The sequence below is a fragment of the Paenibacillus sp. J22P218 genome, assembly GCF_056269195.1.
The window spans coordinates 289,140-310,479 of sequence record NZ_JBWDNL010000003.1 but is presented as its reverse complement, the minus strand read 5'-3'; the positions used below and the strand labels follow the sequence as shown (position 1 = coordinate 310,479).

The 21,340-nt window shown below is 47.1% G+C and carries 20 protein-coding genes; 16 read left to right on the top strand and 4 right to left on the bottom strand.

The features are described 5' to 3' along the window. Positions 1–25: 25 nt before the first annotated feature. The 11 genes from AC0YN0_RS16060 (at position 26) to AC0YN0_RS16010 (ending at position 12,453) form a co-directional block, all read left to right on the top strand. A complete protein-coding gene (locus tag AC0YN0_RS16060; protein WP_475822154.1) occupies positions 26–2,074 on the top strand; it encodes a LuxR C-terminal-related transcriptional regulator in 2,049 nt (682 codons plus the stop codon). A gap of 142 nt (positions 2,075–2,216) precedes the next feature. Then, positions 2,217–2,903, top strand: a complete 687-nt coding sequence (locus AC0YN0_RS16055) for a stalk domain-containing protein (RefSeq protein ID WP_475822153.1) — start codon at positions 2,217–2,219, stop codon at positions 2,901–2,903. A gap of 260 nt (positions 2,904–3,163) precedes the next feature. After that, entirely contained in the window at positions 3,164–3,847 is a 684-nt protein-coding gene (gene biuH, locus AC0YN0_RS16050) for a biuret amidohydrolase (RefSeq protein WP_475822152.1), read from the top strand. A gap of 47 nt (positions 3,848–3,894) precedes the next feature. Next, positions 3,895–4,905 (top strand): ABC transporter substrate-binding protein, encoded by a 1,011-nt coding sequence (locus AC0YN0_RS16045; protein ID WP_475822151.1) that lies wholly within the window; start codon positions 3,895–3,897, stop codon positions 4,903–4,905. 12 nt (positions 4,906–4,917) lie between these two features. Further along, complete coding sequence (locus tag AC0YN0_RS16040; RefSeq protein WP_475822150.1) at positions 4,918–5,742, top strand: ABC transporter ATP-binding protein; 825 nt, start codon at positions 4,918–4,920, stop codon at positions 5,740–5,742. Next, the gene (locus tag AC0YN0_RS16035) at positions 5,739–6,491 is read left to right on the top strand and encodes an ABC transporter permease (protein ID WP_475822149.1); all 753 of its coding nucleotides are present in this window, start codon (positions 5,739–5,741) and stop codon (positions 6,489–6,491) included. Before AC0YN0_RS16040 ends, AC0YN0_RS16035 begins: the two co-directional genes overlap by 4 nt. Beyond that, positions 6,488–7,561: a cyanuric acid amidohydrolase gene (gene atzD, locus AC0YN0_RS16030; protein WP_475822148.1), complete on the top strand. Its 1,074-nt coding sequence runs from the start codon at positions 6,488–6,490 to the stop codon at positions 7,559–7,561. Before AC0YN0_RS16035 ends, atzD begins: the two co-directional genes overlap by 4 nt. Before the next feature lie 44 nt (positions 7,562–7,605). Next, entirely contained in the window at positions 7,606–8,037 is a 432-nt protein-coding gene (locus AC0YN0_RS16025; protein WP_337100498.1) for a cupin domain-containing protein, read from the top strand. Positions 8,038–8,054: 17 nt separating this feature from the next. Beyond that, positions 8,055–9,662: a PucR family transcriptional regulator gene (locus tag AC0YN0_RS16020; protein WP_475822147.1), complete on the top strand. Its 1,608-nt coding sequence runs from the start codon at positions 8,055–8,057 to the stop codon at positions 9,660–9,662. A gap of 17 nt (positions 9,663–9,679) precedes the next feature. Continuing rightward, positions 9,680–11,431, top strand: coding sequence for an allophanate hydrolase (gene atzF / locus AC0YN0_RS16015; RefSeq protein WP_475822146.1), 1,752 nt, complete (start codon positions 9,680–9,682; stop codon positions 11,429–11,431). A gap of 167 nt (positions 11,432–11,598) precedes the next feature. Beyond that, positions 11,599–12,453, top strand: a complete 855-nt coding sequence (locus tag AC0YN0_RS16010; protein WP_475822145.1) for a sulfurtransferase — start codon at positions 11,599–11,601, stop codon at positions 12,451–12,453. Positions 12,454–12,747: 294 nt separating this feature from the next. Here AC0YN0_RS16010 and AC0YN0_RS16005 read toward each other — a convergent pair whose 3' ends face one another. The 3 genes from AC0YN0_RS16005 to AC0YN0_RS15995 form a co-directional block, all read right to left on the bottom strand. After that, on the bottom strand, positions 12,748–13,500 hold the full coding sequence (locus AC0YN0_RS16005; protein WP_475822144.1) for a hypothetical protein: 753 nt from the start codon (positions 13,498–13,500) through the stop codon (positions 12,748–12,750). A 103-nt stretch (positions 13,501–13,603) separates the two neighbouring features. After that, on the bottom strand, positions 13,604–14,104 hold the full coding sequence (locus AC0YN0_RS16000) for a site-specific integrase (RefSeq protein WP_475822513.1): 501 nt from the start codon (positions 14,102–14,104) through the stop codon (positions 13,604–13,606). 661 nt (positions 14,105–14,765) lie between these two features. Next, positions 14,766–15,638, bottom strand: coding sequence for a hypothetical protein (locus tag AC0YN0_RS15995; RefSeq protein ID WP_475822143.1), 873 nt, complete (start codon positions 15,636–15,638; stop codon positions 14,766–14,768). 772 nt (positions 15,639–16,410) lie between these two features. Between AC0YN0_RS15995 and AC0YN0_RS15990 the strand changes: the two genes are divergently transcribed. Next, complete coding sequence (locus AC0YN0_RS15990; protein ID WP_475822142.1) at positions 16,411–17,559, top strand: hypothetical protein; 1,149 nt, start codon at positions 16,411–16,413, stop codon at positions 17,557–17,559. A gap of 397 nt (positions 17,560–17,956) precedes the next feature. On the opposite strand, the gene AC0YN0_RS15985 is transcribed toward AC0YN0_RS15990, so the two are convergent. After that, on the bottom strand, positions 17,957–18,661 hold the full coding sequence (locus AC0YN0_RS15985; RefSeq protein WP_475822141.1) for a MerR family DNA-binding transcriptional regulator: 705 nt from the start codon (positions 18,659–18,661) through the stop codon (positions 17,957–17,959). Positions 18,662–18,819: 158 nt separating this feature from the next. Between AC0YN0_RS15985 and AC0YN0_RS15980 the strand changes: the two genes are divergently transcribed. From AC0YN0_RS15980 to AC0YN0_RS15965, 4 genes are all read left to right on the top strand, one after another. Beyond that, on the top strand, positions 18,820–19,314 hold the full coding sequence (locus AC0YN0_RS15980) for a DUF6022 family protein (RefSeq protein WP_475822140.1): 495 nt from the start codon (positions 18,820–18,822) through the stop codon (positions 19,312–19,314). A gap of 14 nt (positions 19,315–19,328) precedes the next feature. Then, positions 19,329–19,547, top strand: a complete 219-nt coding sequence (locus AC0YN0_RS15975) for a nuclear transport factor 2-like protein (protein ID WP_475822139.1) — start codon at positions 19,329–19,331, stop codon at positions 19,545–19,547. An 89-nt stretch (positions 19,548–19,636) separates the two neighbouring features. Continuing rightward, positions 19,637–20,473, top strand: a complete 837-nt coding sequence (locus AC0YN0_RS15970) for a VOC family protein (RefSeq protein ID WP_475822138.1) — start codon at positions 19,637–19,639, stop codon at positions 20,471–20,473. Next, a complete protein-coding gene (locus AC0YN0_RS15965; protein ID WP_475822137.1) occupies positions 20,473–21,309 on the top strand; it encodes a helix-turn-helix domain-containing protein in 837 nt (278 codons plus the stop codon). Before AC0YN0_RS15970 ends, AC0YN0_RS15965 begins: the two co-directional genes overlap by 1 nt. Positions 21,310–21,340: the final 31 nt, after the last annotated feature.

The window sequence follows — 21,340 nt, the reverse complement described above, 5'->3', positions numbered from 1 at the left end:
GCGATCGGGAGTGAGGCGGAGTCCTATGTCCAGAGAACAGCGGTATCTAAGATTGGCCGGCGAGAGCGATGTGGCGATGGAGCAGCAAGATTTGCTCGGCAGAGAGCAAGAGATTCTATTCTTCACGAAGCAATTGTCAGAAGTAACGAACATAAGACGAATTCTCAGCATTTACGGAACGGGGGGCGTCGGGAAGACGACGCTGCTTCATGAATTCCGGCGGCTGTCCGAGCTGGCGGGCATCCCGTTTCTGCTCCTGGATTGCCGTGTGTTTTCACGTACGCCCACGGACTTCTGTTTATTTCTGCTGCGCATGCTTCGCTACCCTATGGCTCGACTAGACAACACGCTGGACCTCGTGTCCTTAACGGAGTTATGCCGGGAGGCGATTACGGAAACGTCGACAAACGGGAAATGCGTTATCGCGCTGGATACGTTCGAGGAAATCGGGGAGATGGAGCATTGGCTTCGAGAAAGCTTTCTGGAGCGCATGCTCCCGCAGGTGCTATTCGTCCTAGCCGGGAGATCTCCTCTGCAGCCGTCGTGGTACACGATGCCCGTATGGAGGCAGGTGGTCTATCGCATGCCGATTGCAGACTTGGACTTCGCTGTCACCAAGGCTTATCTGCAGCGGTCTGGAATCGCTAACGTGGATACAATTCATCACATCTGGAGTCGAACAAGAGGGCATCCTCTGTCTTTGGCGCTGCTCGCTTCAACTACCATATCCCAAGTGGACAGCGCACCGCTTGCGGCGGACCATGACGAATTGTTCGTACATATCGTGCGTACATGGTTAAGAGAGGTTCCCGATTCGGAAATGAGAGAGCTGGTGGAGTCGGCGGCCGTCGCTCGCAACTTCAATCAAGAGCTGCTGAGCATCTTGCTCGGAAGATCGGTCAAGACGGAGCAATTCCAGCAGCTGGTTTCGTTATCCTTCGTCCAACGGATTGATCGCGGGTGGCTGCTCCATGAATTGCTCCGGGAAGCCATCGCTAACGATTTGCGTCATCGCATGCCCGAACGCTATAACGGGTTGTGGAAACGCTGCGTGTTGTATTATTCGAACAAATTGAAGCAGTCTGCGAGGAAAAAATCAGTATCTTGGGAAAACGCCGAGTTTCTCTATTATATTGGCAATCAATTCGTTCAATTTTTATTGCATGGTCATTGGATTTCCTATAGTGTAGAGCCGCTTAGCCTTGCGAATTGGATGGAGGCAGAGCAGTATATCGAGCGTAGGAGACTCACGGCGAAGGATGCCGAAATTGTATTCGTGAATCAAGAGACTCGCACGCAGGAGAGCTACTTGCTATCTGTGCGCGAAAGCTTGCAAGTGCTGAACCAAATCAAGCTTGAAGAGCTGTACGAATTGGATGCGAGCTGCGTGAAGCTCATTCGGAATGCTAAGGGAGAAATTAACGGAATCATGGAGATTATCCCGATCAACGAGCAGACCATGGATTATTTGTTAACCGGTCCGTTGTCCGGTCCTTATTTCAATGCTTTGTCGGAGACGGTGAAGCAAGAATTGATGGTTACCGAGAACCGGAAATCCGGATTTTTCGTTAAGACGCTCGATGTATTCGATTTCTCCGATGTTGCGATGATGCATGCCTCCTTATCAACGTTGATCAGTCATATTCTCACAACCGGCTATATCGTTGCCGCCCCGATCAGCAATCCGATCTCGCACGCCATCTGCATGAGTTTGGGGCTCGATGAGGTAGAAGGCATCTTCCATCGCGATTATGACGGTATAACGCCTACTCCTTATTATTTCCTAGATACTCGCGGGCACAAAGTGATTCATTATGTGAATAAAATGATCACTTCGTTCGGCTTGCAGGAAGATGACGAAGAGAAAGAAAGTATTCTGGAAGAATTGACCCAGCGGGAGAAAGAGGTCGTGGAACGGCTAATCATGGGACGATCTAATCTCGAGGTCGCGATGGATCTGGTCATAAGCGAGGTTACCGTGAAAAAGCATCTTTCTAATATTTTCCGAAAGTTTGACGTCAAAAGCCGATCCCAGCTTATTCACAAAGTATCGGGCCGCTCGACCCTCCAATAATGCAGCATACGTCCGTGAGCCTCCTTTCAAAGGGGGCTTTTTTTTGCGCAATAAATACGATATCTACTTCTTTCGAGTAATAGGCGCGTTCGTACAATCATGCTAAATTTGGGAAGAATCAAACCAATAGGAGGCGTTCATAGTGAAAAAATGGATTTTGTCGCTGCTGATCGTTGCGATGGCGGTTTTCTTCCTTGCCACCGGGGCATTCGCGGCCACGAAAGTTACTGCGATTAAAGCTTTCTTGAACGGGGAGCTTACGCTCTTGAAAGATGGAGTCGTGTGGAAACCGACCGATGCCAATGGTAAACCGGTGGTGCCAGTCACTTATAACGGAACGACCTACCTGCCGGTTCGGGCTATCTCGGACGCCTTTAACATTCCCATTGAATACGAGGGCAAGTCGAAAACGATTCGGCTTGGAGAAGGGGACAACGTGAATTTCTACTCGTCCGGAATTAAGCCGGAGACTTCGACCTGGACCTTCCAGGATATTATTGATAAGAAGCAGCTTGTGTTCGGAGGCAAGCAATATAATGGGGCGTTCGCTATGGTGGCGAGTGATACGGAACGTTATTCCTTGAACATTGATTTGGGGAGAAAGTATGCAACGCTGCATCTGATGATCGCGGGCGACGAAGACTTGAAATTCAAGCTGTATAACGACAAGCAACAATTGCTTACGGAGGAATTGACGGTGAGCGAGGGCCAAGTGACGGTGTATGACATCGATCTGCAAGGCAGCAAGTCAATTACGATCCATCCTTATGGCGCAGCGATCGGAGCCTCTCCGCGGATTTATATTTTGAAAGACAGCTATCTCAAATAATTACTGGATAGCATAAAAGCGTCGCATTTCCCTATGGGGAAAGCGGCGTTTTTTGTTGTGAAAATTCGTCCATATGTAATAAAACATGACACAAAATTGTTCTTTTGTATAAATCCACAATCAAACATCCTACATATTTGTGAAATTCACAAACAAAAACCGAATTACATGTGATATAATGTGACACATAAACAAAAAAGAAAGCATTCATCTTGTGAAATACGACAAACATGTGAGGTTTGAAAGGAGTTGAGTCAACGATGCAGATAACAGCTAACCCTTATGCGTGGCCCTTTGACGGAAGCGTTGATCCTTCAAAAACGGCGCTGGTCATTATTGATATGCAAATTGATTTTTGCGGCAAAGGCGGATATGTGGAGCAAATGGGGTATGACTTGTCGCTGACGGCAAAGCCTATCGAGCCTATCAAGAAGTTGTTGAACCGAGTTCGGCAAATAGAAGGCATGACGGTTATTCATACGAGAGAAGGCCATAAGCCGGATCTATCCGATCTGCCTCCCAACAAAAGGTGGAGGAGCAAACAGATCGGCGCGGAGATCGGCTCGCACGGACCAGCCGGACGCATCTTGGTTAGAGGAGAGCCCGGCTGGGAAATCATCGAGGACCTTCGACCGATCGAAGGCGAATGCATTATCGATAAGCCGGGGAAGGGAAGCTTTTATGCAACGGACCTGGAGCTTGTATTGAGAAACAAAGGCATTACGCATTTAATATTGACCGGCATCACAACTGATGTGTGCGTTCATACGACGATGAGGGAAGCAAACGACAGAGGTTATGAATGCTTGATTCTAGAGGATTGCACGGGGGCGACAGACCCGGCCAACCATCAAGCGGCGCTGAACATGGTAACAATGCAGGGCGGCGTATTCGGAAGCGTAAGCAGCTCCGAACATGTGTTGAAGGCACTGCAAAGCTATTAATCTACTAAAACCAAAACATAGAGAAGAGATAAATGGAGGGAACTATTATGTGGAGAAATTCAAAGAAATCATTGTTTATCGTATTGGCGGCTATCATGCTTGTTGCGACGGCATGCGGTTCTAATCAAGCACCTGCTTCGTCAGGGGCGTCGAACGGAGAGACGGGTGAGCTGAGGAAGGTCGTGCTGAGGCTGAAGTGGATTCATCAAGCGCAATTCGCCGGGTATTATGCCGCGGTGGAGAAAGGCTTCTATAAGGAAGCGGGTCTGGACGTCGAGATCAGACCAGGCGGAGCGGATTTCCCTTCCGTGCAGATGATCGCTTCGGGAAGCGAGCACTTCGGCGTTACCGGTGCCGATCAAATCTTGATGGCGCGGGAAAAAGGCGTGCCGGTTCAAGCACTGTCGGCCGTATATCGCAAGACGCCTTTCGTCTTGTTCAGCTTGAAGGATTCCGGCATAACGAAAATGGAAGATCTGATCGGCAAGAAGGTCGGCGTGAAATTAGGCGGCAACGAGGAATTGACTTACCGCGCTATGGTGAACAATGCCGGCATCGAAGCTTCGAAGATCGAAGAAATGCCGGTGAAATACGATATGAGTCCGCTTCTTAGCGGACAAGTGGCAGCATGGCCTGGTTATGTGATTAACGAGATGCTTGCCGTTCAAGAGCAAGGACATGAAGTGAATGTGATCCAGCCTGGCGATTACGACATTAATTTTTATGCGGATACGCTGTTTACGACCGAGTCTATCATTAAGAAAGATCCAGAGATGGTGAAGAGCTTTGTCCAAGCCTCGATGAAGGGCTGGGAGTACGCGATTGCTAATCCGGAAGAGGCTGCGGAATTCGGGTTGAAGTACGGCAGCAAGCTGAATCTCGAACATGAAATAGGCATGATGAAGGCTAGCGTAGAGCTGCTTGAGCCGGACAATCTGCCGCTTGGCAAGATGGATACGGAAGCTTGGAGCGAGCTGCAGAAGAGTCTGATCGACTTGAAGTTTTTGAAGGAAGAACAGAACCTGGAAGAAGCGTTCACGAATGAATTTATCGAATAGGGAGTGATTTGAATGCAAGCGACAATAAGTGAATTGGGGAATCGCGCAGCACAACTGAATGACGTGAAAACATCAGCTTCTTCGAGGAACGAAATCGCGGTTACATTGAAAAATTGTTCCCTTTCGTTTGGCGATGTTCAGGTGCTGAACAATGTATCCTTGGACATTTATAAAAACGAGTTTGTTTCCATACTTGGTCCGAGCGGTTGCGGAAAATCAACGCTATTGCGGCTCATGCTGAATCTCCTCCAGCCGAACGCTGGAGGGGAGGTCAGCTTCGCATCGGGCGATCTATCCATCGGGATGGTATTCCAGAAGCCGGTCCTCATGCCATGGTTGACGGCTATCCAGAACATCGTCTTGCCGCTCACGATCGGAGAGAAGCGTTTCTCCAAGAGCGTCGCGAGGGAAAAGGCGGAGGGCGCGCTGCGATTAGTCGGCTTGCAAGACTTTATCAATCACTTCCCGCATCAGCTAAGCGGCGGGATGCAACAGCGAATCGCGATCGCGCGCGCGCTTGCCGCCGACCCGACGGTGCTGCTGATGGATGAGCCGTTCGGAGCGCTTGACGAATTTACGAGGGAGAAGCTGAATTTCGAGCTGCTTCGCTTGTGGGAAAGCCCGGATACGAGCCTCAGCACGGTCGTCATGGTTACCCATTCCATTCAAGAGTCCGTTATTATGTCCAACCGCGTGGTCATGATGTCGCCTAGGCCTGCCGGAGTCGATGCGATTATACCTGTTCCGCTGCCTTCGCATAGAGAGGTGGGCATGGAGGAGCTTCCTGAGTATCATCAAACGGTCAGCGAATTAAGAAAGAGGGTCAAGCATCTATGATGAAAAAAATACAAGAGATCATGTACCCTGTCGCTTTTGCATTAGGCTTCGTTTTGATATGGGAATTGGCCGTGCGTCTGTTCGATATTCCGGTTTATTTGCTTCCCGCGCCATCGGCTGTTCTGACGGTAATCGACGGCTCCTTGGCGTCTCATATGTTCGTTACGCTAATGGAGGCTTTGATCGGCTTTGTGCTTGCTAACATTTTGGGGATGATAACAGCCGTTATTTTCGTACACTCCAAACCGATCGAGAAGGGCGTATTCCCGCTGGCGATTGCGCTCAAGACGACCCCGCTCGTTGCTCTGGCGCCGTTGCTAGTGGTGTGGATGGGAACCGGCTATTCTTCGAAAATCGTCGCGTCCATGCTCATTTGCTTCTTCCCGATTCTCGTTAACAGCGTTAAAGGCTTAAAGGCCATCGAGCATGAAGCGTGGGAGCTGTTCTCGACGTATAAAGGCACGAAGCTGGAAATATTCTGGAAGCTTCGTCTTCCGACGAGCTTGCCTTATGTGTTCTCGGCTTTGAAAATATCGACGTCGCTCGCCATTGTCGGCGCTATCGTAGGCGAATTCGTCGGGGCGAACAAGGGGCTTGGCTATGTCGTGCTCGTATCTTCCTATCATATGGACACGCCGATTATGTTCTCGGCTATTATTGCTTCGGCGTTATGCGGGTTGGTGCTCTTCTGGGGCATCAGCTGGCTAGAGAAGAAAGTCGTATTTTGGCAAAGGACGGATGAAATATGATGAAATGCTCGGTTGTTAAAGTTCCAACTCGTTCACCTAACGATACCCATACATTGAAACAGCGCTTTGAAGATTCAACGATAAATCCGAATGATGTCGTCGCCGTGCTCGGCAAGACAGAAGGAAACGGCTGCGTGAACGACTTTACCCGCGGTTTTGCCGTTCTTGCCTTGAAGAACCTGTTCGCTGCCCATAGCGGCGAGAAGGCGAAGTCCATCTCGTTCGTCATGTCAGGGGGAACCGAGGGCATATTGAGTCCTCATTTCTCGGTCATCAGCCGCAGCGGAACGGTCGATAAGGATTCGGTTCAACAGGAGCAGAAATCGCTTGCGATCGGCGTTGCGAGAACGCCCGACTTCAAGCCCGAAGAGCTCGGACGCATGACCCAGGTCGATCAAGTCGCGGAAGCGGTCCGCCGTGCGATCGGCGAGGCAGGCATCGGCAGTCCTGCCGACGTTCATTTCGTGCAAATTAAGTGTCCGTTGCTGACGGCGGAGCAGATTCAGGATGCGCATCTTAGAGGCATGGGCATTGTCACGGAAGATACGTACAAATCAATGGGCTTCTCCAGAGGCGCCTCGGCTCTGGGAGCTGCAGTGGCACTTGGGGAAATCGACCGTGAGCAGCTGCAGGAATCGGATATTTGCCATTCGTGGGGGCTATACAGCGATGTCGCTTCGACGTCTGCGGGAAGCGAGCTGCAGTATTGCGAGGTTATTGTGTTCGGCAATTCCGTCTTTGCGGAAGGGCCGTACTTTATCGATCATGATGTCATGAAGGATGCGATAGACGCCGCTGCATTGAAGCGGATATTGGACAAATACCCGAATGCGGAGATGGTGCAAGTGCTTGCGAAGGCCGAAGCCGATCCGACGGGGTATGTGCGGGGGCAAAGGCATACGATGCTCGATGATTCGGATATTAACCACACGCGCCATGCCCGCGCGGTCGTCGGAGGCGTTCTTGCTTCCGTGTGCGGCGATCCGATGATCTATGTATCCGGCGGCGCAGAGCACCAAGGGCCGGCGGGCGGCGGACCGGTGGCGGTCGTCTTTCGTCGCAAGGAATGATCTTATTTTATCAAATAAACAACTGAAGACAGGAGACTAACGATATGATCAACGCAAACAAGACAGAGGTAATGGTAGGAGAAGAGATGGCTTGGGGGCTTATGCCGGATCATATCCATCTCTATCACCGCGAAATCGTTTCTGCTGCTCAGGCCGATAAGCTGGGCATTCGTTCAAGCTCGATTCTATGGGAGAAAATCGGCGTCGGCGGGCAAGTGCTGCCGCATTACCATGATGTCGCTGAAATTATATATATTACGGTCGGCAAAGTTAAGCTCCTATGCAATGGCGAATGGAAAAGCTACAAAGCCGGAGATACGTTCCACGTACCTGCGGGAGTCGTTCATTCCGTAGCGAATGACGATGATCAGCCGACGGAGCAGATCAGCGTGTTCCTGCCTGTTGAGCAGGATGTGCCGGCTAACTCTTTCTTTAACACGACTCTCGTGGAAGACGTCTATTCCATTAAGAAATAAGATTGCGGGGAACAGCCATGGCGAATAACAATCAGGCGGGTATTACATGCGGGGACATTTTGTTAATGCCCGGTTTCAAGGAAGCGGTTGTATTGGCCGGAACCGGAGGCATGCATCGGAGCATTAACCGGGTGAACGTGATGGAAGTGCCGGATGTTATTGATTGGGTTCGACCAGGGGAATTTCTGATCACGAGCGGATTCCCTTTCCGCGATCAGCCGGAGGTAATCGCCGACATCATTCCGCAGTTGGCCGAGAAAGGCGTTGCGGCTCTTGGCATCAAAACAAAACGGTTTATCGAGCAAATACCGCCGCGGGCGCTTGAGCTTGCCAACCAGCTGGACTTTCCCGTGTTCGAGCTCCCGGCTTCGACGGTGTTCTCGGATGTTGTTCGGGACATTATGGAGCGGGTGCTCGTTACGGAGGCGAGGGAGCTGTCGCTCCTGCAAAGCCGATTCCAGAAGCTGTCCCAACAGCTCCTCTATGGTAAAGGAATCGAGGAGTTCATGCAGACGCTGGACGGCATGCTTAATAATCCGATTGTTCTTCTCGATGATTCCGATCAGCTGTTTCTGTCTCCACAAGCAGAGCGATTGGAGCAGGCTAAGGATACCGCGTTGTGGTCTCGACTGCGGCTTGAATCGAATCTCGGAGTCAGCTTCATCACGATAGGCGATCGCCGCATTCGCGTATATGTATCCGAAGTCAACGATAAGCGGCATGAGAAATGTTTGCTGATTCTATTAGAGTGGAATCAGGAGCATTCCGTGGTCGATCAGTTGACGATCGATCGTGTAGGCATTCTCGTCGGGCTGGAGATGATCAACGCGAACGCTAGACGAGAGGTTGAATTGAAATATATCGATCAGTTTCTCCAAGATTGGATTTCGGGAAGAATCGTGACCATGGAGGATCTGAGAATAAGGGCGGAAGCGTCGGGCAGTTCGCTGGACGATTATCAGAATATGTACGTGGGGCTTGTACGCTGGATAGTCGGGAAGCCTCCTGCTAAGCAGTTGCTGCAGGCCGTCAGACGTCTTCGAACCAAGTCGCCGTGCGAGGGCTTGCAGGCCACTCTGTTGGAAGGGGAGCTAGTCATCCTCATTCCAGGTTCTCCGCAAACCCCGCAGCGAACGACGCTTGACCGAATCGCGGAAGAGCTGCGATCCCAATTCGGCTCGCAGGGCTTCTCGCTATGCGTTGGCAAGACGGTCAATCGTCCGGACCGGGTATGGGAAAGCTACGATGATGCCAAGAAAATTAACCATATTAGCGCTATTTGCAACTATGACGAGCCTTATATTGATTACAAAGGACTTGGCGTTTATCAGCTGCTGTATCATCTCCCGGACACGGAGGAGGTCATGAGCTTCCGCGATCAGTATATCGTACCGTTGCTCGAATACGACCAGAAGCATAATTCGCAATTTTATGAAACGATCAAGGTGTATTTCAAATATAACCGCAATCTGAAGAAGACGGCCGCGGAGCTTATTACGCATTACAATACCGTTTCTTATAGAGTCGACCGGGTATGCGAAATATTGGGCATTAACATCGATGACGGCGATGATCTATTTCAGTTGTATTTGGCCGTCAAGCTTAACGAGATGAGGCCCAAATGACGGGGGAGAGTGAAACGATGAGCAAGCCGACTATTCCATTCGAGCTAACGATCGGTGTGCTTCAGGAGCTATATGCGAGTAAAGCGATTACGCCCAGGGATGTCATCCAAGAGATTATAAACCGTGTCCAAGCGGATTCGGCTATGAATATTTGGATTACCCCTCCTACTATCGAAGCGTTGGAGCCGTATCTAGCGCGATTGGAAGGAACGGAATCACGAGATCTGCCTTTATGGGGCATACCGTTTGCGATTAAGGATAACATCGATGTGGCTCAAGTCGTAACGACGGCAGCCTGCCCTGCCTATTCCTATGAGCCGACCGAGCACGCGACAGTCGTACGGCGAATGATCGACGCAGGGGCGATTCCGCTGGGCAAAACCAATTTGGACCAATTCGCGACGGGTCTAGTAGGCGTTCGAAGTCCATACGGAGAAACGCATAACGCTTTGCGTCCCGAGCTGATTAGCGGCGGTTCGAGCTCGGGCTCGGCTGTCGCGGTCGCACGCGGCCATGCCGCCTTTTCTTTCGGCACGGATACGGCGGGATCCGGACGTGTTCCCGCCGCGCTGAACAATCTTGTCGGCTATAAGCCGAGCCTGGGGGCTTGGCCGACCAAGGGCGTCGTCCCGGCATGCGCCAGCCTCGATTGCGTGAATGTGTTTGCCCATTCGCTGGAGGATGCGCTTAAGGTTGATACGTATGCACGAGGCTTGGATGCATCCGATCCTTGGTCTCGCAGCGTGGAGCGAGCGGCGTCTAGACTGCCGCAAAAGGTTTATTTGCCGGTCGACCCGCCACAGTTCTACGGACCTTATGCGGCTGAATATAGCGATGCATGGGATGCGGCGGTCGATCGCATTACAAAGCTTGATCTGCCAATTGCCTATATCGATTATGAATTATTCGGCCGGACGGCGGCGTTGCTGTACGACGGTCCGTGGGTGGCGGAGCGTTGGGCAAGCTTGAGCGAGTTTGTGGAGGCCAATCCGGAAGCGGTGTTCGGGACGACAGAGCAAATCCTGCGCTCCGGGGCGTCGGAGAAGCAGACTGCCGCTTCCGTGTTTAAAGCGATGCATGAGCTGCAGCAGTATAAGCTCGCTGCAAGGAAGCTGCTGGACAACGCCGTGATGATTATGCCGACATGCGGCGGTACGTATTTGCGCGAGCAGGTGAGATTGGACCCGATCGGCACGAACTCGAATATGGGGCGATATACGAACCATTGCAATTTGCTTGACCTATGCGCCGTAGCCATTCCTGCGGGAGAAGCTGCTCCGTCGCTGCCGTTCGGGATCACGCTGTTCGCGCTGGCAGAGGAAGAATCTCTTGTTACCGGTACGGCGGAGATGATTATTCATGGACGGATAACGCCTGCGAGCAGTCCGGAGCAGGCTATGATTTCCGTTGCGGTATGCGGCTTGCATATGCGGGGATTTCCGCTGGAGAAGCAGATGCAAGAGCATGGCGCCCGGTTCGTGCGCGAAGCGGCAACGGCTGCCAAATATGCAATGGTGAAATTGGCGACCGCGCCGCCTAAGCCAGGCTTGATTAAACGGCAGGAGGGCGGACATGCCTTTCAGTTAGAAGTGTGGGAAATGCCGGCCGCCGCTTTCGGGGCATTCGCGGCGCTTATACCTGCGCCGCTCGGCATCGGGAAAGTAGAGCTGGAGGATGGGACGCAAATTCCCGGTTTTATATGCGAAGGCTATGCCGAGCAGGATGCCGAAGACATCTCGGCTTACGGCGGTTGGCGGCATATTGGTTGAGGGGAACCTTGAAGGCATCGAGCCCGAAGCGCGTTGACGCTTCGGGCTTTTTGTCGTTCAATCCAAGATGTGGGAGGATAGGAAGAGGAATCGTTCCATTGAAGATTGAATCTGTAAACTATACTATAGATATAGGTGAAATTTTTGAACGAAAGAGGAGAAGCAAAATGAATAATATCGTATCGTTGGAATGGCTGCAGGAGAAGATGGGGGATACGAATCTCGTTATTACGGATTGCCGTTTCCGATTGGACGATCCCACGGCAGGGAGCAAAGCTTACGAGGAGTCGCATATTCCGGGAGCTGTCTATATGGACTTGGAGAAGGATCTGTCCGGGGAGGTTGAAGAGGTCGGGGGACGCCATCCGCTGCCGGATATATTCGCAATGACGGTTACGTTCGGCAGGGCTGGCATAAGCAACGATTCGGTTGTGGTCGCTTATGACGATCAAGGCGGAGCAATGGCTTCCCGCTTATGGTGGCTTCTGAAGTATCTCGGTCATGAGCAGGTCTATGTGCTGGACAAGGGGTTCTCGGCTTGGGTAAAGCAGGATCTGCCGGTATCGTCCGAGCGGACTGAAGCGCAGCCTGCGACGTATCTCGCAACGGTACAGCACAGCATGCTGATTGAGATGGATGAAGTGAAGGATTTGCTCGGCAGCGAAGGCGTGACGCTCATCGATTCGCGGGAAGCTCCGCGCTACCGCGGCGAAGTCGAGCCGATCGACCGCGTCGCCGGTCACATTCCCGGAGCGATCAACCGCTTCTGGAAGGAAGGCCTCGCTGAGTCCGGCGCTTGGAAGGACTCTGCGGCTCAAGCCGACCGCTTCGCCGATCTCGACCGCGACCGCGAGTTTATCGTCTACTGCGGCTCAGGCGTAACCGCGACACCTAATGTTATCGCCCTGCAGGAAGCGGGCTTTAACAAGGTGCGGCTGTATGCGGGGAGCTGGAGCGATTGGATCTCGTATAGTGAGAATCCGATTGCCATTGGAGACGAGGAAGGTCAAATAGACGTATAATAATGGTTTATCGATGGATACATCGCCATTTAGGCTCCGTGCCTTAGGCGATGTATTTTTATGCTCGAAGTCAACACGGAATAACGCTTGCTCCTTATAAGCGTTATTATGAAGCTTCGGACCGAGTTATTTGTATGATCTCAGGTACGTCTTATAGCTCATTGTGACCGTACATCCTTGCTACTGTACGCACACAATGAAGGCCGGTCAGCCCCTCCTCTGGAAAGTGGCTAACCGACCCTGATTATGAGTATATCCTCATAATCAACAAATAGATAACGATTCAACGAATGATCAACTCATTATTTTATTGAATTGATTAATCAGCTTTTCTTTCTCCTCGTTTCGTGTAACGAAAGTCAAGAATTCTCTTGCTTGCAATGTTCTTGTATTCTCTAGTTGTGGATCAAGAAGGTCTTTACGTTTTGTGGAATTATATTGCTTTTGTCTAAAGCGTCTAATTCGTTTAAATTCAGAGTTTCTATAGAATGTATTTTGTTTGAAATAACGAGTATATTTCATTATTAATAATGATTTATCAATTTTTTTCGTGTAGAACAACATCATAAACCAAATGTAGTAATTTGTTTTGGTTTTAATGATACTTCTAGTGGTGCCTTCATCAAATATCTTTAGTTTGCGAGACAATTTATACAAATCATCAAGTAACTCTACGAATAGGCGAATTGTGTTTACTTCTTTAAAGAATTCCGAATCTCTTATATAATCATAGCTTTCCAATAAACTTAGAACTTTTATAGTTCTATTGGATAAATACATTTGGTTTTTAATTACATGTTCAAGAATATCTTCTTTAAGTTTTTCAGGCTTGACTGTATCGAGAATCTTATCATCACGGTTATTTGTACTTAACATCAAATAAAACTCAAGCTTGTGTTGAATGTTTGAATATAGATTTTGATAAATTTCTCTATTAGCTTTCTCTGTCTCCCTTTTACGAGAGAAATAGTGAGAGATGATTTGAGCGAAAATAGCGGTCAAACTTGCGATAGTTGTCGCTATCAATGTTGACTCAATTGATGTCATATTGGATTTTTTACTCCCATACAAAAAGATTTAAATTAAGTATATCATGATTAGATATATTGAATAGATGAATAGCAATTTATTAAGCACATATCTTATCGATTTATATTTTATTCATTTCATCTGCAGTGTTGTAGTCGATCCCATACGTATGGCTGTACCCATCCAAAGTGATACCGACGGATGCATGACCAAGCCTCTCGCTTACAATTTTAGAGCTCATACTCTTTAATATCAATAAACTGGCATGGGTGTGTCTGAGGTCGTGAAAGTGCAGCTTAGGAAGCCCTAACTTTCGAAGCATAACCAGCCAACGAGATTCGAAGTAGTAGGGGCTTACAGGGCAACCGAATTTGGTTTGCGTGACCAGACCATGGTCGTTGTACTTGGCTCCAGCAGCGAGTTTGTCCTGCGCAAGCAGGACTTTTTGTTTTTTCAGTGCGTCGATTGCGATCTGTGGCAACGCGATTGTACGGTTACTGGCTTTCGTCTTAGATCTTGGGAGATATGCCCGCGCTCTCCACGAGCGTACGACTGCACGATATTGATTGTGCGTTTGACTAGGTCTACATCTTCCCAGCGAAGATCGATATCTTCGCCCCACGCAAGCCGCAAGTGGCAGCAAGTAGAATAATCATGAAGTAGCGATACTGCTTAGCATAGTTAAGGAACTCTACGAATTGCTCGTCCGTCCAGATGTTCATCTTTGTCTTGGGAATAAAGGTACAAGAGTTCTAAAGTGTTGAAGCTCAATGTCCCGCAGTTCTCTATGGCTGCGGAACAACTACAAATTGAAAAGTGAGGGTGGTGACTATGACCAAGTATAGAACTTATTTGCATTCCTATTGCAGCACCATCTCAAGAACGCTGTGTGCTACAAACTCTCCTAATTGTAGCGGTGAACTTATGTCGATCGACGGTGTTAGCGGGTCTACTGGAATTTCCGCTGGTAACTACGAAGTACTTATATGTTTTGAGGTCTAGGAAAATAATGAATTTAATGAGCATGTAACAGTGAAGCGAACCATAAATCTTATTACAGGTGACAATAACGTGTTTATCGTTTTGGGAACTACAGTACCCAATGTACGCCTTTTCTGTCGCAAATGCAGGACAATAGCCTGTGGCGGTTTCTCAAAGAATCATTGCTAACCGCTAGGCTGGTCATGCGTTGACAATGGAATGGGAATCACCTTATAGCGAACTCCAAAGCATAAAAAAGCCAGCAGTCCTAACTAACTGCTGGCTTAAAGGTGGTAATGTCATCAACACTTTAGGTTGTAGAGGCTTTTAAATTCTTCAAGTCTCATTTGTTGATGTGGTAATGTGCTATATTTGTATATATTATCAACTGATACAATAATATCATGTTCACCTCTTAGATATAAAAGATGGCCCAAATCAGTGTAGTCATTTCGTTGTGATTCTTCGCCCTTTTTACCTCGTTTGCACGCATAAAAATCAAGACCTAAGTAATATGGTGTCAAACTTCCATCATATTTATTTAGATGATCTTTCAGATCTTCCTCAGAAAACTCAATCCTAAAAGTCGTCAATATGTTTAGCAAAGTTTTCTTTAATTTCTCATTAGAAAGGTCATTCCCAATTTCTAAACTAAGTAGGTATTCTGGTGTTATCGAAAAGAATTCTGGTTCTATTAATCTTCTTTCTTCCTTCTCTTTAAGAAATTGAGCCTGCTGCCTATTTAAGAAACTTAAACGAAGTCGAATTTCTTCTTCTTGATTTTTCTCGAATTCCATAATCTTTTCGATTTCAATATCATTTCTTTTTAAATTAATTTTGTATTCTTCATATGACTCACTTTCTAGAATAATTTCAACTCGTCTCCAAAGCTCTTTCTTATATTTCAATACATCTGGATGATCCGATATATCGAGACTAAAAGCTAGAGCTATGCACTCAACCTTTAGGTAAGGATATATTTTCAATCCACTCATTTTAATTTTTTGAACTGCTGACTTTCTTCGCCTAAAAGTATCGTCACTATTTACACCTGAAACCATTTCCCAAAACACCAATAAAGATATAAATACCTCATTTTTATTGAATTTGTCTAAATGATTAATTAGACTGTATACAATATTTGTATCTAAGTAATACTTTTTTTCTATTCCCAAAATTACCTCCGTTAATTTTGACTGTTATACTAGATGGGGAAACAAACATTATCTGAGAGTGACCTGCAGGTGGCTTCTTGTACAGTTGCGGCTTCGTCTCGCTGATCGCTCAGACTTTGTTAGTTCTCTCGTGCGATAGTACAATGATGACGGCCGAGTTGCTTACCGATGGCTTTCATTGAAAACACTTCCAGAGCATAACCGACAGCTGGAGTAATTGGATTTCTTACTCTGACAACGCGATAGCCGTTGGAAATGAATAAGCGCCGAAAGTCGAATAGCAGTATAAAGGTCCTGAATACATCGCCATCAGGTTCGTATGCCTTGCAATGTATTTGAATGGACTGCAGGTCAACACGGAGTCAACACTTAGATCGTGAAAATACTTTCAGTATGGTTGTACCGGATGCACGTTTGCATGCTTCACAATGCTCTGCATAGAAAAACAAATGGCCAGTCTTCCCCTCCTTCCGAGGTGCTGACCGGCCTTCTTTTTTTCCCATTAGTTAACTAGCATTGGACGAACAAAATATCAGAATTTGAAATCACCAACTTGAAAATTCATAGGGTTCAATCAACAACAAATCAACTTGAAATAAGAAATAAAGGGTTTCTGTGACAATGATCATCTTATTTCTTGTTCCATATCCTGGACTGCTTAAGGTGGCATATGCGTTCTTCGTAATACATTCGCCCTGTTTATGAATCGAATGAAGTGTTAGATTAGTTCTAATATTTTTCAATAATATATTTTGGGAAGGAAGATTCTAATATGTTTAAAGCATTCAAGAAAAAGAAAGAGATCGAGAATACTCATAAAATATATTCAGTTGAGGATTTTCTTTTAAATGAAGACGACATCAAAGAAGTGAATAGAATGCTGGGTCAATTTCGTTGTGACTTTGAGCCTGAACAAAACGATTCAAAAACAGCAACGGATTTAGGCATGATGACATATACATTACCGTTATTTTGGGAATTGAAGGACTACTATAATAATGATTTTTGCATGGCTATGGCGCAGTCTCTGACCGTATCGAAAAAAAAGCATATTGATAGGAGGATGAAGGCATACTACTTTGAAAATTCGGTAATTAGAGTGGCCTCTATTTGGGAGTACTTGTGCCTAATTTTGCACGAATATTTACAAGCGGGCTTAGTAGTAGGGGTAGATGCCAGAAAGCAATTAATCGAGGCAGGTTGTCATCATGTTGAGTTTATTCCAAAGGGCAGAGGTTTTGAAGTGAAGTATACCCCTGTTGATGATGAGGAAAGAAAGAAGATTGAACCAGAGTTAATGAAGAAATATAAGTTGTTTAAGATAGCACCTAAAAACTCAAACAACAACTTCCTGAAGGCCGTTAAGAAACAATATTGGATGAAGGGTAGAATGCAGCTTATATTTGATATTTACAACTGTAATGAAGTCAAAGAAATGATTAGTTTAAGGAATGAAATCGTGCATGGACGTCCATTAGCGGCAAGATTTTCTCTTTCATCAAATGATATTATTCCAGGTAATGCAGTGAGTATAAATCCAAGAGGGTGGTACGATCTTACTTCCTTGCCGCTGCTATTTGAGAAAAATGTTGTTGCTGTAAGAGATGCTATACAGCTACTATACGAGATTATTTTTTATAATGATGTGCCAAACTCTAAAAAGAATGAAAGTGAAAGGTTCGAGGCAGAAGAATTGAGATGCGAAACATGCGAGAAAGATATTCTAATTAATAGTTGCTCCGCTGACTTCTTTTTAAAGAGTGGCAAGCGATTAATTTGTCCTTTATGTAAGCAAACTAATACTACTATAATAGGAAAAAGGGAGGTAAACGAGAGGTACTTCTTCTCCAATCTATTCGACTATAGTGATTTTTTATATAAGTATTGGGAAAGCAATGCCGATGGAGGGGGACGGGAATGAAATGAAAGAATACACGAACGAAGGTCAAAGCAAACTTTATTGATGGAGCGGTACTTACTAATGTTCTAGCTCTCTCTTACTTTTAATTTAATAGCGTAGACAGTTTGCCATGCAGATCGTGCCTGCGGGCTGTGGCAATGATGGATGGTATAATCGGGCAACAGCTCAATGAACATGATGGATGAGCGGCAGTGCCACCCGATACTTCTCAATGTACCTCTGAACAACTTCAGAAACCAATCCGACAGCTGGAGAGAATCCGATCGCGAGCGAGGATGAAGAAAAAACGAGTAAGGCATAGCAGTATGCAGATTTTGAATACATCGCCAAGTGGCCTATGCGCCATGGCGATGTATTTTTTTAGACAGAGAAGTTAACACGAAGTCAAAAATTAGCTTTAGAAAATAGCTTTTGTAAACTGAATCAACCGGTATAAATAAGATATCCCACACATCTGGTATTCGATAATCGTATCAAGATAGGTCCTGACATTCTCAGCTACATTCATGAGCCCCTGCAGATCCGTATGCTCGGTAGCGGCGATGGATTGCTTGAAATTCACGGTATCTTCTGAATACACGGAGCTTTGCAGCACTTGAATTAGTCTAATTTTTAACAAATGAGATCCGCTGTATCTACGATATCCGTTTTCAGGGTTCCGATCCGCCGTTACATATCCTGCTTGCTCCCAGTAGCGGATCGTCGATTTGGGAATCTGCGTTAGTTCGGAAACTTCGTTGATGGTGAACGGCTCGTCGGCATACGGAGATTTATTTTCGATAGCGTATAGCCGGATATCCGTGATCAGCTTCTCTAATTTCTTTTTTTCCTCGTACAGAGCGACTTCTTTTTCCCTGATGATCCACATTGCATCTTGCGGCTTGTCCCGTTGGAGACAACGAAGCAACTCGGTCGTCACCTCCATTCCGAATGCAGGGGCCATGGCTTGGATACATGACAGATAGGCGGCGTGCTGGTCCGTATAAATACGGTAGCCATTCGATGATCGTTCGGCTGGAGGGATTAGGCCTTTAGCTTCGTAATTTCTTATCGTACTGGCGCTAATCATGAATTTCGCCGCCATTTTTTTCGGGCTCGTCAACTCGCCATCCCTCTCCACATTACATTAGACCAAGATTAAACATGCTTATAAGGTTTTCCATGAAAATAGTTAAAAGTCCTCCTCATTATTCGCTTAACCTTCTAATTGGCTTACAAGTTGTAAAATGGAATTGAAATGAAGAGGAGGAGGCGTTGCTTGTGAGGAAAGGATTACCGATTTTCCGGCAAGACATGGAGATCGAAGAAATTAGTGAAGTGGCAAACCGTTATATCGAGTCCGAGTGGAGGTCCATGTACGAATTCATGTATGAACAATTGACGGCCGCTTTTGCTGAAATCGAAGATGCGGCTTATGGTCTTTATTTGGATCAGCTTATGCCGTGCATATTCGAACAGCTGGAAGATGCCGCTTTCAGCACAATGGAGAAGCTCGAAGAGGATGATTTCGTTATCGCCAAGCGCTTGATTTTCCGAAACTCTCTAGAAAAATGGGGTGCGGAAGACAACAGATCGAGAATATTTTGGAACGTAATCCATGACCGGCAAGGCAACCCGATCGGCACCATGCTAACGGAAATTCCCCACTCCCATCTGAAATTCGATATCCCTTCGGCACCGGTTACGTACTCGCTGCGGGAAATTCTCAAGGAGCAAATCGTGCAGGGGATCAGGCGAATGAAGGAATCTGACTAGGAGGAAATTGAATAATGAGCGAGCACGGAAAAGAAATCATTGAACGTTATGTGGAGGCCTACAATTCATTCGATATTGAAGGTATGCTTAAGCTCCTGCACGAAGGAGTTCTGTTTAGAAATTATTCCAATGGCGTAATGGATACGGAGATCCGAGGAATACAACCGTTTAGAGAATTGGCGGAAAAGTCTGCTAAGATTTTCTCTAGTCGGTCAAACGATTACTCACTATAGCGCTATTGCCGACAAAGTGGAGGTCCAAATGGATTAGGAAGCCATATTAACGTGAAATAGCTCTTGACCTTAAAGTAACTTTAAGGTGTATGATGATCTCACCTGAAATATTCCAAAAAGTGGGGGATGCATATATGGAGACACCTAATTTTAAGTTTGACGGCGGTTTTATTATGGTGCCATGGGATCAGTTCGATGAGGCAGTAGAATGGTATGGCGATAAAATGGGTTGGAAATTATTAGGTACGGGCGTTGGGCCGGTCGGCGGGAAGGCTTTCTTCAAAATGCCTGGATCTGGACAAGCCAATCTGAAATCGTTCGAAAGCGAATTAAGCCACTTTACGTCCGAAGATTATTTTGAAGGGAATTGTAGGTTCTGTTTTCGCACGGCCAATCTGGATCAGACATTAGAATACTTCAATAATCAAGGCGTCAAGTGCAGCACTCCGGTGAAAATGCCCGATGGAACGCGGTCTGCCGATATTATTGCATTCGGTAATGTACGCCTGACGTTAAGCGAAGACAGGAAGTTGGAAGGTAAATTCCCTGAATCGCGCGTCATTCAATACGCTGCTAAGCCTTTGTGGTTAGGTGTCACCGATCTGGAAGCTTCAATTAATTGGTATTCGCGTATATGCGGTTGGGAAAGTTCGAAGAAAAATTTTCAAGACAAGGGATTTGCGTTAATGCGTGAAACATGGGATTCCGTCTGGCTGGAGAAAGTGAACGCCGAGCAATCACCTAAAAAAGCCAATCCCGGAGCTAGGTTATATTACAGGATCAAAAAACAAGAGGATCTGTATAAGGCGAACGATTGGCTCAAAGGACAGGGAATCGAAGTATCTGAAATAGTAGGCGAGCGCTGGAAAGGATTCCACTTCTATGATCCGGACGGCAATCGGTTGAATGTTTGGAGTTACTATTGATGAAGCAGCAAGGAGGGGATCCGTTGTTAGCTGACATGACCATCCAGAGCTTTTCCGAACGGACGGGTCTTCCTGCCAGCACGCTTCGTTATTACGAAAAAGAAAGTCTGCTCCAGCCGAACCATCGGGCGGATAACGGGTATCGATACTATCGGGAGGATCAGATTCCGAGTGCCTTGAAGATACATACGCTGCGCCAAGCGGGAATTGGCCTAATCGAGATCCGTCATTATCTTGCTGCGGATGCTGAGGGGCAGGCAGGATGGCTGCGCAAATGGAGGCAGGATGTAGATGCGAAGCTGTTGGCGCTGAATGTAGCCAAACAGTACCTAGATGGTGTAGATTCCGTTGATGAGCATATCCAGTTGGTTAGATGGTCCCAGTCTACGAGGATGCTTTGGTTTCGGCATCGTGTCAAGCGCCAGCTTCATCCGTTTGCACAGGCTATAGATGAGAGTTCGGCTTACTTAGAAAAGCGAGGGCTCTTGCATGCGAAAGAGGCATATGTACGGCAGGAACGAATAATCGGAGATGAGATGCTCGGCAAAGTCGGTTTTCGCTTGCCTTCGAAGTCAGCCATACCGGATGATTGGAAGCAGGAAACCGAACTTGAAGTTGAGCTTGAAGTCTTACAGCCCACACTGTTCGTTACCCTGGATTGCTTGTCTACCGATCCTTACGCTTGTTTTAGTTTAATGCTCGTTTTGCAGTCGTTCGGATTCGAGCCGGCAGGTCCGAATTTGGAGCGGTATCAGCTTCATGACAAGCTGCATTACCAATGGATGATTCCTGTGGTGCATGGTGAAGAAACTGGACCTTATACATCAGACCAATGAAATAACAATTCTACAGCTGGCGCTATTGGGT

Coding starts and splice junctions, on each gene's coding strand:
- AC0YN0_RS16060 (WP_475822154.1), top strand. CDS start 26: ATGTCCAGAGAACAGCGGTATCTAAGATTGGCCGGCGAGAGCGATGTG.
- biuH (WP_475822152.1), top strand. CDS start 3,164: ATGCAGATAACAGCTAACCCTTATGCGTGGCCCTTTGACGGAAGCGTT.
- AC0YN0_RS16045 (WP_475822151.1), top strand. CDS start 3,895: ATGTGGAGAAATTCAAAGAAATCATTGTTTATCGTATTGGCGGCTATC.
- AC0YN0_RS16040 (WP_475822150.1), top strand. CDS start 4,918: ATGCAAGCGACAATAAGTGAATTGGGGAATCGCGCAGCACAACTGAAT.
- AC0YN0_RS16035 (WP_475822149.1), top strand. CDS start 5,739: ATGATGAAAAAAATACAAGAGATCATGTACCCTGTCGCTTTTGCATTA.
- atzD (WP_475822148.1), top strand. CDS start 6,488: ATGATGAAATGCTCGGTTGTTAAAGTTCCAACTCGTTCACCTAACGAT.
- AC0YN0_RS16025 (WP_337100498.1), top strand. CDS start 7,606: ATGATCAACGCAAACAAGACAGAGGTAATGGTAGGAGAAGAGATGGCT.
- AC0YN0_RS16020 (WP_475822147.1), top strand. CDS start 8,055: ATGGCGAATAACAATCAGGCGGGTATTACATGCGGGGACATTTTGTTA.
- atzF (WP_475822146.1), top strand. CDS start 9,680: ATGAGCAAGCCGACTATTCCATTCGAGCTAACGATCGGTGTGCTTCAG.
- AC0YN0_RS16010 (WP_475822145.1), top strand. CDS start 11,599: ATGAATAATATCGTATCGTTGGAATGGCTGCAGGAGAAGATGGGGGAT.
- AC0YN0_RS16005 (WP_475822144.1), bottom strand. CDS start 13,500: ATGACATCAATTGAGTCAACATTGATAGCGACAACTATCGCAAGTTTG.
- AC0YN0_RS15990 (WP_475822142.1), top strand. CDS start 16,411: ATGTTTAAAGCATTCAAGAAAAAGAAAGAGATCGAGAATACTCATAAA.
- AC0YN0_RS15975 (WP_475822139.1), top strand. CDS start 19,329: ATGAGCGAGCACGGAAAAGAAATCATTGAACGTTATGTGGAGGCCTAC.
- AC0YN0_RS15970 (WP_475822138.1), top strand. CDS start 19,637: ATGATGATCTCACCTGAAATATTCCAAAAAGTGGGGGATGCATATATG.
- AC0YN0_RS15965 (WP_475822137.1), top strand. CDS start 20,473: ATGAAGCAGCAAGGAGGGGATCCGTTGTTAGCTGACATGACCATCCAG.